This window comes from Nonomuraea sp. NPDC050643 (assembly GCF_040654715.1).
Classification (GTDB): domain Bacteria; phylum Actinomycetota; class Actinomycetes; order Streptosporangiales; family Streptosporangiaceae; genus Nonomuraea.
In genome coordinates, this window is record NZ_JBFAIM010000052.1 from 1 (window position 1) to 12,139 (window position 12,139).

11 protein-coding genes are annotated in these 12,139 nt (G+C 71.5%); 8 read left to right on the top strand and 3 right to left on the bottom strand.

Annotation, left to right across the window (positions count from 1 at the left end; genetic code table 11):
- Window positions 1–2,115, top strand: a 2,115-nt coding sequence (locus tag AB0I15_RS46135; protein WP_358111470.1) for a KR domain-containing protein, incomplete at its 5' end; no start/stop codon positions are given.
- A gap of 26 nt (window positions 2,116–2,141) precedes the next feature.
- Window positions 2,142–3,626 carry an FAD-dependent oxidoreductase gene (locus AB0I15_RS46140; RefSeq protein WP_358111473.1) on the top strand — a complete coding sequence of 495 codons (1,485 nt, stop codon included), beginning with the start codon at window positions 2,142–2,144 and terminating at the stop codon, window positions 3,624–3,626.
- Window positions 3,627–3,801: 175 nt separating this feature from the next.
- On the opposite strand, the gene AB0I15_RS46145 is transcribed toward AB0I15_RS46140, so the two are convergent.
- Together AB0I15_RS46145 and AB0I15_RS46150 are read right to left on the bottom strand one after the other, a co-directional pair.
- Window positions 3,802–4,641: an ABC transporter permease gene (locus AB0I15_RS46145; RefSeq protein ID WP_358111476.1), complete on the bottom strand. Its 840-nt coding sequence runs from the start codon at window positions 4,639–4,641 to the stop codon at window positions 3,802–3,804.
- Window positions 4,638–5,555, bottom strand: coding sequence for an ABC transporter ATP-binding protein (locus AB0I15_RS46150; RefSeq protein WP_358111479.1), 918 nt, complete (start codon window positions 5,553–5,555; stop codon window positions 4,638–4,640). The genes AB0I15_RS46145 and AB0I15_RS46150 overlap by 4 nt, the downstream gene beginning before the upstream one ends.
- An 823-nt stretch (window positions 5,556–6,378) precedes the next feature.
- On the opposite strand from AB0I15_RS46150, the gene AB0I15_RS46155 reads away from it, so the two are divergent.
- From AB0I15_RS46155 to AB0I15_RS46180, 6 genes are read left to right on the top strand one after another with little or no spacing between them, the layout of a single operon-like run.
- On the top strand, window positions 6,379–6,621 hold the full coding sequence (locus tag AB0I15_RS46155) for a DUF5988 family protein (RefSeq protein ID WP_358111482.1): 243 nt from the start codon (window positions 6,379–6,381) through the stop codon (window positions 6,619–6,621).
- 23 nt (window positions 6,622–6,644) lie between these two features.
- On the top strand, window positions 6,645–8,189 hold the full coding sequence (locus AB0I15_RS46160; RefSeq protein ID WP_358111485.1) for a carboxyl transferase domain-containing protein: 1,545 nt from the start codon (window positions 6,645–6,647) through the stop codon (window positions 8,187–8,189).
- Between the two features lie 12 nt (window positions 8,190–8,201).
- Window positions 8,202–8,978 (top strand): alpha/beta fold hydrolase, encoded by a 777-nt coding sequence (locus AB0I15_RS46165; RefSeq protein ID WP_358111488.1) that lies wholly within the window; start codon window positions 8,202–8,204, stop codon window positions 8,976–8,978.
- The gene (locus tag AB0I15_RS46170; RefSeq protein WP_358111490.1) at window positions 8,975–9,745 is read left to right on the top strand and encodes an AfsR/SARP family transcriptional regulator; all 771 of its coding nucleotides are present in this window, start codon (window positions 8,975–8,977) and stop codon (window positions 9,743–9,745) included. The genes AB0I15_RS46165 and AB0I15_RS46170 overlap by 4 nt, the downstream gene beginning before the upstream one ends.
- Window positions 9,742–10,434 carry a 4'-phosphopantetheinyl transferase superfamily protein gene (locus AB0I15_RS46175; protein ID WP_358111493.1) on the top strand — a complete coding sequence of 231 codons (693 nt, stop codon included), beginning with the start codon at window positions 9,742–9,744 and terminating at the stop codon, window positions 10,432–10,434. The genes AB0I15_RS46170 and AB0I15_RS46175 overlap by 4 nt, the downstream gene beginning before the upstream one ends.
- A gap of 34 nt (window positions 10,435–10,468) precedes the next feature.
- Window positions 10,469–11,071 (top strand): dTDP-4-dehydrorhamnose 3,5-epimerase family protein, encoded by a 603-nt coding sequence (locus AB0I15_RS46180; protein WP_358111495.1) that lies wholly within the window; start codon window positions 10,469–10,471, stop codon window positions 11,069–11,071.
- A 37-nt stretch (window positions 11,072–11,108) separates the two neighbouring features.
- Here the strand turns inward: AB0I15_RS46180 and rfbB are convergent, their stop codons facing one another.
- Window positions 11,109–12,077: a dTDP-glucose 4,6-dehydratase gene (rfbB, locus tag AB0I15_RS46185; protein WP_358111498.1), complete on the bottom strand. Its 969-nt coding sequence runs from the start codon at window positions 12,075–12,077 to the stop codon at window positions 11,109–11,111.
- Between the last annotated feature and the right edge of the window lie 62 nt (window positions 12,078–12,139).

Consider the following 12,139-nt stretch of genomic DNA (forward strand, 5'->3'; position numbering starts at 1 on the left):
CAACCCATCAACTACACCCAAGGCATCAAAACCCTCCACAACCTCGGCACCACCACCTACATCGAACTCGGCCCCGACACCACCCTCACCACCCTGACCAAGAGCATCCTCGACAACAACGCCCTCATCACCCCCACCCTCCACCCCAAACACCCCGAAACCCACACCATCACCACCACCCTCGCCCAAGCACACCTCCACGGCCACCCCTGGACCAACACCCTCCTAGCACCCCACAACCCCCAACCCACAACCCTCCCCACCTACCCCTTCCAACGCCGCCACTACTGGCTGGACGCAGGCCCGGCCAAGAAGCAGGCGAGGAACGATAAGGACCAGGAAGGCCGGCTCTGGGATGCGGTGCTGAAGGGTGACCTGAAGACCCTTTCCAGCACCCTGATGGCCACGGACGACCAGCGTTCCGCCTTGAAGACGCTGTTGCCGTTGTTGTCGACCTGGCGCCGACACCTGGACTGCCAGTACCGGATCACCTGGAACCTGCTCCCCGACACCTACGGACCGCCCCCTACGGGCACATGGCTGGTGGCGGTCGCCGACGGTCGGGCGGAGGACGGGTTCACGAAGGCGGTCCTCGATGCGCTGACCGAGCACGGCCTCGACCCCATCCCCATGATGCTGGGCTCCGGCGCAGAGGGCCCGGGTGGCACAACCGTACGCGGCGTGCTGTCGTTGCTCGCTCTCGGGTCGGAACCGGTGGAGGCGACGACCGCCCACCTCATGCGGGCGCTCGACGACGCCGGAGTCGACGCCCCCGTATGGGCGGTCACCTGCGGAGCGATGCCGGTCGAGGAGTCCGATCCGCCGGCCGACCCCGTACAGGCGCGGATGTGGGGGCTGGGGCGGGCGATCGGCTGGCGGACGCCCGGACGGTGGGGTGGGCTCGTCGATGTGCCGGAGGTGCTCGACGCGCGGATGCGGGAGCGGCTGGCGCGGGTGCTGGCCGGGGCGGGCGGTGAGGATCAGGTCGCGTTGCGGGCTTCCGGCGCCTACGTACGCCGGCTCGTACGCCTCCCTGAAGGCCCGGGCGAGCAGGACGCCCTCCCCCTGCCGCCAGGGGCGACGGCGCTGGTCACCGGGGGCGGGAACCCGCTGGCCGGACAGGCCGCGAGGTGGCTGGCCGATCACGGGATCGAACGACTGATCCTGCTGTCCGGGGCCGAGGTCGGGGAGGAGCTTAAGGGGCTCCAGGCTGAGCTGGCCGGACGGGGGGCCAGGGTCAAGGTGGCGCGGGGCGACGTACGTGACCGGGCCTTCCTGACTGAGGTGCTCGACGGCATCCCGGCCGATCGTCCCCTCTCGGTCGTCGTGCACGTGCCCCCGCTGCAGGGCACGAGTGCCGACGATCTGGAGGCGGCCGCGGCGCTGGACGAGTCGACCCGAGACCTGGCGGCGGCGTTCGTGATCTTCTCTTCCGTGGCGGGCACGATCGGCACGGCGGGAGGGGAGGCGGACGCGGCTCCCGAGCAGGCGTACCTGGAGGCGCTGGCGCATCGGCGCAGGCGGCGGGGGGCTCCGGTCCTGCACGTGGCCTGGGGTCCATGGGCGGAGGACGTCGGCACGGCCGGGGAGGAGACGGACGACGCGCTGCTGCGGCCCCTGTCCCCACGGCATGCGATGGGCGTGCTCGGCCGGGCGTTCCAAGGGCGCGGTGAGAGTGTGGTGATCGCCGACGCCGACTGGGAACGGCTGGCCGCGGGCGAGCACGGCGCCCTGTTCCGGGCGGTGGCCGGTACGACCCCTGCCCCACCCGAGGACCCCCCGATCCCGGCCCCCGACCTGCATGACCGCCTGGCGGCGGCGACGTCCGAGGCCGAGCGCCTGGACATCCTGCTCGACCTGATCCGCGCCACCACGGCCGTGGTCCTGAACCTGGCCCCGTCCGACCCCGTCGACCCCGACGCGAACTTCCTGGATCTCGGGTTCACGTCACTCGCCGCGGTCGAGTTCAGCAAGCAGCTTCGCCTGCGCGACATCGAACTCTCCCCGGCCGCCATGTACGACAGCCCCACCCCGGCCGCGCTGGCCAAACACCTCTACTCGGAGCTGGCGCAGTCGGGCCGGGTTCCGGGGCCGGAGGGTGACCAGACCTCATGAGGTCCCGATCAAGAAAAGGAGTCGGCATGAGCCACTCAGTCGTCATCGCCGGTGGAGGCCCGGTCGGCCTGATGCTGGCCTGTGAGCTGGGCCTGCTGGGAGTGGAGACACTCGTACTGGAGCAGCGGGCCGAGCCGCGCGAGGACGCGCCCGGCATCGCCATCAACGCCACCGTCATCGAACTGCTCGCCCAGCGGGGCATCATGGACGCGCTCCGCTCGGACGGCATCGAGCTGCCGCAGGCGCGTTTCGCCCTGTTATGGCTGGATCCGTCCAGGGTGAGTGAGAAGCACGTGTACGGATTCGTCATCCCCCACACGCAACTCGCCCGCCGCCTGGAGGAGCGGGCCCTCGAACTCGGCGTCACCATCCGCCGCGGGCAGGAGATCGTCGGCTTCGGCCAGGACGAGAGCGGCGTCGTGGTGCAGACGCGCGGCGAGTCCGGCACCGGGACCGTGCAGTGCCGCTACCTGGTGGGCTGCGACGGAACCCGCAGCACGGTACGCAGGCTGGCCGGTATCGATTTCCCGGGCGGTGAGACGCCCTTCAGCGGCCTGGCCGGTGACGTGACCCACGAGCCCGGCGACGAGGTGACGCAGTGGATCGGCACCCGGCTGTCGGACGACGGCATCCTCATGGCGGTGCCCTCGGCCCAGGGGCGGATACGCGTGGTGACCGGCGAGTTCGGCGGCTCGCCGGCCGATCCCGACGCGCCGCCCACGCTGGACGAGCTGCGCGAGACCGTACGGCGGCTCACCGGCGTGGACTGGCGGCCCACCGGCGAGCTGTGCTGGCTGAGCCGCTGGGACAACGCCACCCGGCAGGCCGAGCGCTACCGGGTGGGCCGGGTGTTCCTGGCGGGGGACGCCGCGCACGTGCACTTCCCCCTGGGCGGCCAGGCCCTGGCGACCGGGATCGAGGACGCGGTCAACCTGGGCTGGAAGCTCGCGGCCGACGTCCACGGGTGGGCGCCTCCGGGGTTGCTGACGACGTACGAGAGTGAGCGGCATCCCGTGGGGGCGCGCGCGTGCCTGACGACGCGCGCCCAGGTGGCGCTCATGCACCCGCTGGAGCAGATCGCCCCGGTACGGGAGCTGCTCGACGAGCTGATCCGGTTCCCCGACGTCAACGAGCACCTGGTCAGGATCCAGGGGAACCTGGACGTGCGGTATCCGCTCGGCCGGGACAGCTCGCATCCGCTACTGGGGCGGCGGCCGGCGCACGTTCCGGTGACTACGCCGGCCGGGGAAGGGGACGTCGGCGGGCTGCTGCGGGAGGGGCGGGGCGTGGTGCTCGACCTGTCCAAGGGCACCTTCAGCCTGGAGGGCGTCGCCGGCTGGGGGGATCGGGTAAACGTGGTGACGGCGGAGCCGACCATGGAGATCCCGGCGGCGGCGCTGCTGCTGCGGCCGGACGGCTTCGTGGCGTGGGCGGACTCGACGGGCGCCGACGACGCGGGCCTCCGCAGCGCGCTACGAAGCTGGTTCGGCGAACCGGCGATCCAGCACTGAACCAGGCCGACACGAAAGCGGCCGGCGTCGGAGCGGGCCGGGTCGTGATGATGGAGCGCCGGCCGCCGCGGGCGACTGTGGCCGCCGGCGCTCGTACCACCGTTCCAGGGACGTCAGGGCCGCCTCGCCCCGGACCCTGGGAACCGGGCGCTCGCTCGTCCCTGGAACGGTCGCCTCAGATGTCCCGTGAGCGGAACACCACGAACGTCGCCGCCATGACCACCACCACGACGGCGTACATCCAGGCCAGCCCGCCCAGCGGTGGCAGAGCGCCGGGATCCGGCTGCACCGACAGGACCTGCATCCCGGCGGCGCTGGGCCAGTACTTGAGCAGGGGGTCGCCGAGCCAGTCGGGCAGGCTCGGGAGGATCGCCGTGGGCACCAGCAGCGTCACCGTGAACATGATCGCGATGCCGCCCGCCGTGGCCCGGATGAGCGTGCCCACCCCCAGGCTGAACAGCGCGGTCGCCGTCAGCACGAGGCCGACGCCGAGGACCGCGCGCAGCACGCCGGGGTCGGAGAGCGTCGCGTAGGGGATGTTCCCGGCGGCGAACACTGCCTGGCCGGCGAAGAACATCGCGAAGCCGACGGGGATGCCGACGGCCAGGCTGACGACGGTCAGGACGACGGCCTTGGCCGCCAGCAGCCGCCCGCGCCGCGGCACCACGGACAGGCTGGTGCGGATCATGCCGGTGGCGTACTCGGAGGTCATGACGAGCACCCCGAGGACGACCATGGCGAGTTCGGCGAAGATGAGCCCGGTGAACAGGCTCTCGTGGGCGGGGTCGAAGGCGGCGCGGTCCTGGGCGGTGCCCTCGTTGTAGACGCCGACCGCGTCCGAGCTGGCGAGCGCGCCGATGCCCACGCCGATCACGGCCATGGCCAGCAGCGTGTACCAGAAGGACCAGAGGCTGGCCAGCTTGCCCCACTCCGACCGCAGCGCGTGGCCGAACGTCGCCGGGCGTCGCTGCAGGCTCCTGAGCGAGGTGCCGGGCGCCGTCGCGGTGTGGCTCATTGCATGACCCCCTCGGGTACGCCGAACTCCACGCTCTCCCGCGTCAACTCCATGAAGGCCTCCTCCAGGGAGGCCTGACGGGAAGTGAGTTCGTACAGGACGACGCCGTTGGCGGCGGCGAGCTTGCCGATGGCCTCGCTGTACATGCCGGTCACCTCCAGCACTCCTCCGGAGCCGGGGGTGACCGTCGCCCCCGCCTCGGTCAGGCGGCGGGCGAAGACCTCCGCGTGCGGGGTGCGGACCAGGACCTTGCGCTGGGAGTTGGCCCGGACGAAGTCGGTGACGCTGGTCTGCGCGATCAGTTCGCCGCGGCCGATGACGACCAGGTTGTCGGCCGTCAGTGCCATCTCGCTCATCAGGTGGCTGGACACGAGCACCGTACGCCCCTCCTGTGCCAGGCCCCGCATGAGGTTGCGGATCCACAGGATGCCCTCGGGGTCCAGGCCGTTGACGGGCTCGTCGAACATGAGGATCTCGGGGTCGCCCAGCAGTGCGGCGGCGATGCCGAGCCGCTGGAACATGCCGAGCGAGAACTTGCCGACGCGCCGGCCCGCGACCTTCTCCAGCCCGACCACGCCGAGCACCTCGTCCACCCGCCGCCGCGGAATGCCGTTGCTGCGGGCCAGGCAGAGGAGGTGCTGATATGCGGTACGGCCGCCGTGCACCGCGCGAGCGTCGATCAGGGCTCCCACCTCGCGCATCGGCGCGGGCAGGTCGACGTAGCGGCGCCCGTTCACGGTGACGGTTCCGCTCGTCGGCCGGGTGAGTCCCAGAATCATGCTCATCGTGGTGGTCTTCCCGGCCCCGTTCGGGCCCAGGAAGCCGGTCACCACGCCTGGCTCGACAGTGAAGCTCAGGTCGTTGACGACCGTCGTGGCGCCGTACCTTTTGGTGAGGCCATGAGCCTCGATCATTTGGCCTCCTTGGCATATGTTCCGCTCACGAGATCTCCTGTCAGATCTCCATTCTTCGGCCACGGTGCCGTCCTGCGCTGACCGCCCCCTGGCAGAAGTCTGGGAGTTTCCTGATATCGCGGGCCGCGTTCAGCTGGGAAAACGCCGTCGGACACCCCGAAGAAGGCGAGAAATCTGGGATCGTACCCAGGGGATTTGGAGGAAGCGTTCAGTTCCGGTGCGACCGGCGCGGCGAGGTGGGTTTTTCCGCTTCGCCGGTCTGGATCCGGCTGTCCGGAAGTACGGCGGGGAGGAGGGGCCGCCCCGAGAGGGTGACGGAGGGTGTGCGTGCCGCCGGGCGTGACGCGACCGGCCCGGGAATTGGCACGCGGGGCCGACCGGCTATATTTCAAGAGGTTTTCTCAATTCAGACGAGCCGCATTACCGGAGAGCGCCGGAGTCTCGCAGGGCTTGCGCTCGTGCTGGTTCTCGTCCATCATGCCGTCTACCTCCCCCCTGGGATCTCGTACTGTTTAACACAGGCATTCTTCCTGCGTACAGCCCCGGCCGTAGCATCCCGGTAACACGCGGCGGCGCATTTTCCACCGGCGTGTCCGCGTGCGGGCCCATAACCGCCGGCGGGAAATAGGCCATGGCTTCGGAAAAGACCATCGACCCCGGGGAAGCGGAAGGCCGATAGGGGTGTCTAAGGGGCACCGGTAGTGGTCCCGGTTGTCATCACCCCCTTTTCTTTCCGGGGTTCCTCAACGCCGGGGTTGTTCTTACGGTGGAGCCGCGAGTCATTACCAAGACGACGGCCCGGTCTCCCGGACGGAGGTACTGGATGAACTGGCTCAGTGGCAGGACAGGCGAGGCTTCCACGATCGACGTGACGCTCGTGGGCGGCCCGGCGGACCTTCCGGAAACGACTCGGACGCGGCGCGTCGACGATGTCGGCGACACGAAGATCAAGATTCCGCACCGCGGCGGATACGAGCACTTCGAACTGGTGGAGGCCGTGCACGACGGCGGCCGTACGGCACCGCTCGTCTTCCAGTGGACGATGCGGACGAAGATCGCTGAGTAGCACCTGCCCGGGGGAGTTCGCAGATGGTGACGGAGACGTCCGGCCGCACGGCCCGGCGGCAGACGGGGGACGCGGGCGACAGGCCCGCCGACCCGCGGGACCCGGAGGCGCGCCTGGCCGCCCTGCTCGACCGGGGGTCGCCGACCGCGCTGCACGACGACGCCGGTCACGGTGTGCGCGCGGTGCGCGGCAGCATCGGCGGGACCAAGGTGATCGCCTACTGCACGGACGCCCGCCTGATGGGCGGCGCCATGGGCGCGGCGGGCTGTGAGCAGATCGTGAGCGCCATCGACACGGCGGCGCGCGAGGGCAGCCCCGTCATCGGCGTGTGGCACTCGGGCGGCGCCCGCCTGGCCGAAGGCGTGACCGCGCTCGACGGCGTGGGCAGCGTGTTCGCCGCCATGGTGCGCGCCTCCGGGGTGGTGCCGCAGATCTCGGTGGTGCTCGGCCCGGCGGCCGGCGGGGCCGCGTACGGGCCGGCGCTGACCGACATCGTGATCATGTCCGAGTCCGGCCGCATCTTCGTGACCGGCCCCGAGGTGGTCCGTTCGGTCACCGGTGAGCGGATCGACATGGAGGGCCTGGGCGGCCCCGTGGCGCACGGCACGAAGTCCGGTGTCGCCCACATCGTGACCGGCTCGGACGGCGAGGCCCTGGCCACCGCCCGCCGCCTGACCGAACTGTTCACGCAGCGGGGCTCCTTCAACCCGGAAACCCCGGAAGTCCCGGAAGCCCAGGAAGTCCCGGAAGTCCCGGAAGTCCCGGAAGTCCCGGAAGTCCCGGAAGTCCCGGAAGCCCTGAACGCCCCGGGAGCCCAGGAGCAGCCGCCGGACCTGCGGGCGCTGCTGCCGGCCTCGCCGCGCCGCGCGTACGACGTGCGCCCGCTCGTCCGCGCCCTCCTCGACCCGGTGGGCGGGTTCGAGGAGCTGCAGCCCCGCTGGGCGCCGAACATGGTGGTCGGGCTGGGCCGGCTGACCGGCCACACCGTCGGCGTGCTGGCCAACAACCCGCTGCGCAAGGGTGGCTGCCTGGACTCGCTCAGCGCGGAGAAGGCCGCGCGGTTCGTCCGCATGTGCGATGCCTTCGGCATCCCGCTGGTCGTGCTCGTGGACGTGCCCGGCTACCTGCCGGGGGTCGGCGAGGAGTGGGCGGGCGTGGTCCGCCGCGGGGCCAAGCTGCTGCACGCGTTCGCCGAGTCCGTGGTGCCGCGCGTCACGCTGATCACCCGCAAGTCGTACGGCGGCGCGTACATCGCGATGAACTCGCGGGTGCTGGGCGCGACCGCCGTGTTCGCCTGGCCCGAGGCGGAGGTCGCCGTCATGGGCGCCGAGGCCGCCGTCGGGATCCTGCACCGCAGACGACTGGCCGCCTGCCCCGACGACGACCGCGCGTCGCTGCGGGCCCGGCTGGTCCATGAGCACAACCTGGAGGTGGGTGGCGTGGACCGCGCCGTGGCCATCGGCGCGGTCCACGAGGTCGTCGAACCGGCCGCCACCCGCGGGCGCCTGGCCGAGGCGCTGGCCCAGGCCCCGGCCCGCCGCGGTGGCCACGGCAACATCCCTTTGTGAGCGAGAGGCGACATGAGCGAGGAACACCTGTGGATCCGGCGGTTCCGGCCCTGCCCCGACGACGCGCCGCGGCTGATCTGCTTCCCGCACGCGGGCGGCGCGGCCAGCCACTACTTCACGCTGTCGCGGCAGCTCGAACCGCGGATCGAGGTGCTGGCGGTGCAGTATCCCGGCCGGCACGACCGCCGGCGCGAGCCGTGCGTCACCACCATCGCCGAGCTGACCGAGCACGTCCACACCGCGATCGGCGGGCTGACCGACCGGCCCTTCGCCTTCTTCGGCCACAGCATGGGAGCCGTCATCGCCTATGAGGTGGCCCGCCGCCTCCAGGACCGCGGCGAGCCGCTGCCGCTGCGGTTGTTCGCCTCGGGCCGGCGGGCGCCCTCGACGCACCGGACCGACCTGCTCCACCTGCGGGACGACGCCGGGCTGATCGCCGACATGGTCGCCGCCGGGGGCACCGACCCGCGGCTGCTGCGAGACGAGGAACTGCTGGCCGACATCGTACGGGTGGCGCGCAACGACTACCGCGCCATCGAGACCTACTCCTGGACGCCCGGCCCGCCGCTGCGCTGCCCGATCACGGCGCTCACCGGCGACGCCGACCCGAAGACCACCCTGGACGAGGCGTCGGCCTGGGGCAGGCACTGCACCCAGGGGTTCGACCTCATCACCTTCTCCGGAGGCCACTTCTATCTGGACACCGCATGGGCGAACATCGCCGAGATCGTCAGCGCCGGCCTGGGGGCGGCGTGCCGTACCGATCAGCTCAAGGGGAGAGCAACGTGAGATACGAGATCCTGGGACCGCTGCGCGTCGTGGACGGCAACGACTACTCGTTCATCAGCGCTCGCAAGGTGGAGAGCACGCTGGCCGTGCTGCTGATCCGCGCCGACCACGTGGTGGCCTTCGACCAGCTCGTGATGGAGCTTTGGGGTGATTCGCCGCCCCGGCGCGTGGCCGCGGGGATCCACGTGTACATCTCGCAGCTCCGTAAGTTCCTGCACCGCCCGGAGCGCGACGACAATCCCGTGGTCACCCATCCGCCCGGCTACCTGCTGCGGATGGGGGTGGACGAGCTGGACTTCAGGGACTTCCTGCGGCTCACCGAGGAGGGCCGGTGCCTGGCGCGGGAGGAGCGCTACGAGGAGGCGGCCGACTGCCTGGAGCGGGCGCTGAGCCTGTGGCGCGGCCCGGTGCTGCGCGACCTGGGCAACGGCCCGATCATCGACGGCTTCGTGGCGTGGCTGATGGAGTCGCGGCTGGAGTGCCTGGAGCTGCTGGCCGACTGCCAGCTCCAGCTCGGCCGGCACCGGGAGCTGGTGGCCCGGCTCTACTCGCTGATCACCGAGCATCCGCTGCGGGAGACGTTCTACCGGCAGCTCATGCTGGCGCTGTACCGCTCGGAGCGGCAGGCGGACGCCCTGCACGTCTACCAGACGGCGCGGCGCACGCTGCGGCACGAGCTGGGCGTGGAGCCCTGCCGGGCGCTGCGCGACCTGCAGCAGGCGATCCTGACCTCCGCCCGCCACCTCGACCTGCTGGCGTCCGTGTGACCACCGGGACCGGCACGTTCCCGGCCGCCTCGACCACCCTGGCCCCGGCGCTCGAGGCGATGCTGCCGCCGGGGGTGGCCTGCGCGGAGTCGACCGGCGACGAGCCGATCGCGCTCTTCCCCGAAGAGGAGGAGGCGATCCGGCCGGCGGTGGCCAAGCGCCGTCGCGAGTTCACGACGGTACGCGCGTGCGCGCGGCGGGCGCTGGACCGGCTCGGCCATCCGCCCGTGCCGATCGTGCCCGGCGAGCGCGGCGCCCCGCGCTGGCCGGCCGGCGTCGTGGGGAGCATGACGCACTGCGAGGGCTACCGGGGGGCGGCGGTGGCGCGTACCTCGGTGATGCGCACGCTCGGGATCGACGCAGAGCCGCACGCGCCCCTGCCCGACGGCGTGCTCGAGGTCGTCTCGCTGCCCGCCGAGCGGCGCCACCTCGAGATCCTGGCCGCCGTCTCGCCCGAGGTGCACTGGGACCGGCTGCTGTTCAGCGCCAAGGAGTCCGTCTACAAGGCGTGGTTCCCGCTGACGCGGCGCCGGCTCGGCTTCGAGGACGCGCTCATCACCCTGGCCGGCGAGGGCGTGTTCTGGGCGGTCCTGCGGGTCCCGCCCGTGGACGGCGCGCCGGTCCGCTTCACGGGCCGCTGGCGCGTGGTGCGCGGGTTGGTGATGACGGCGATCGCGGTGCCCCGATGAACCCGTTCCCCTACCGCTGAGTGAGGATCACGCTGTGAAAGCACGTCCGCTGTCGGTCGCCGGCGCGTTCGCGTTCACCCCCGAGGTGTTCCCCGACCCGCGCGGCGTCTTCGTCTCCCCGTTCCAGGAGGCGGTGTTCGCCGAGGTCGTGGGGCACCGCCTGTTCCCGGTCGCGCAGACCAGCCAGAGCTCGTCCCGGCGCGGGGTGATCCGGGGCGTGCACTACACGCTCGCCCCGCCGGGCACGGCCAAGTACGTCTGCTGCACCCGGGGCAGCGTGCTGGACTTCGCGGTCGACCTGCGGGTGGGGTCGCCGACGTTCGGGGCGTGGGAGCAGACCGAGCTGGACGGCGAGGGCTACCGGTCGGTCTACTTCCCGCCCGGGGTGGGGCACGCCTTCGTCACGCTCGAGGACGACACCGTGATCACGTACCTGCTGTCGGAGCGGTACGTCCGGGAGAACGAGCTGGCGATCTCCCCCTTCGACCCCGCCATCGGGCTCCCGATGCCCGCCGGGCCCGCTCCGCTGCGGTCCGAGCGCGACCGGCTGGCGCCGACGCTGGAGCAGGCCGGGAAGCTGGGCCTGCTGCCGGACTACGCGGCCTGCCTGAAGGCCGAGCTGCGATTCCACGACTGAGGCCCACCCGAGGAGCCGGGGCCCTGGGGCCGGCTCCTCAGGTGGCGGGCGCCTTCAGGGGTTCCCACCAGGCGCGGTTGTCCAGGTACCACTTGACGGTCTCGGCCAGGCCCTGCTCGAAGTCCTTGCGCGGCTCGTAGCCCAGCTCGCCCCGGATCTTGCCCCAGTCGACCGAGTAGCGCAGGTCGTGCCCTTTGCGGTCTTCGACGTGCTCGACCATGTCCCATCCGGCGCCGCACGCCTCGAGCAGCAGCTCGGTCAGGCGCCGGTTGGTGAGCTCGGTGCCGCCGCCGATGTTGTACACCTCGCCGGGGCGGCCCCCGGTGCGGACGAGCTCGATGCCCTGGACGTGGTCGTCGATGTGCAGCCAGTCGCGCACGTTGCGGCCGTCGCCGTAGAGGGGCACCTTGCGCCGGTCGAGCAGGTTGGTGATGAACAGCGGGATGACCTTCTCGGGGTAGTGGTGGTGCCCGTAGTTGTTGGAGCAGCGGGTGACGCGCACGTCGAGGCCGTGGGTGTGGTGGTAGGACAGCGCGATGAGGTCGCTGGCGGCCTTGGAGGCGGCGTACGGGGAGGTCGGCCGCAGCGGGTCGGCCTCACGCGAGGAGCCCTCGGGGACCGAGCCGTAGACCTCGTCGGTGGAGACGTGCACGAAGGTCTCCAGCCCGGCCCGCAGCGCCGCGTCCAGCAGCGTCTGGGTGCCGGCGACGTTGGTGCGGACGAACTCGGCGGCGCTGGCGATCGACCGGTCGACGTGCGACTCTGCCGCGAAGTGCACGACCTGGTCGTGCTCGGCGACGAGCCCGCCGACCAGGCCGGCGTCGCAGATGTCGCCCTGGACGAACTGGAAGCGGCCGCTCCCGCGGACCTCGTCGAGGTTGGCCGGGTTTCCCGCGTAGGTGAGCTTGTCCAGCACCGTGACCTGGTCGGCGCCGTCGCGGCCGAGCAGTGTCCGTGCGTAGTGGGAGCCGATGAAACCGGCGCCCCCGGTAACGAGAATCTTCATCTCGGATCAGCCCATCGAGCGTGACGGAAAACGGCGTGGGAGGAAATCGCCTCCCCGCCGAG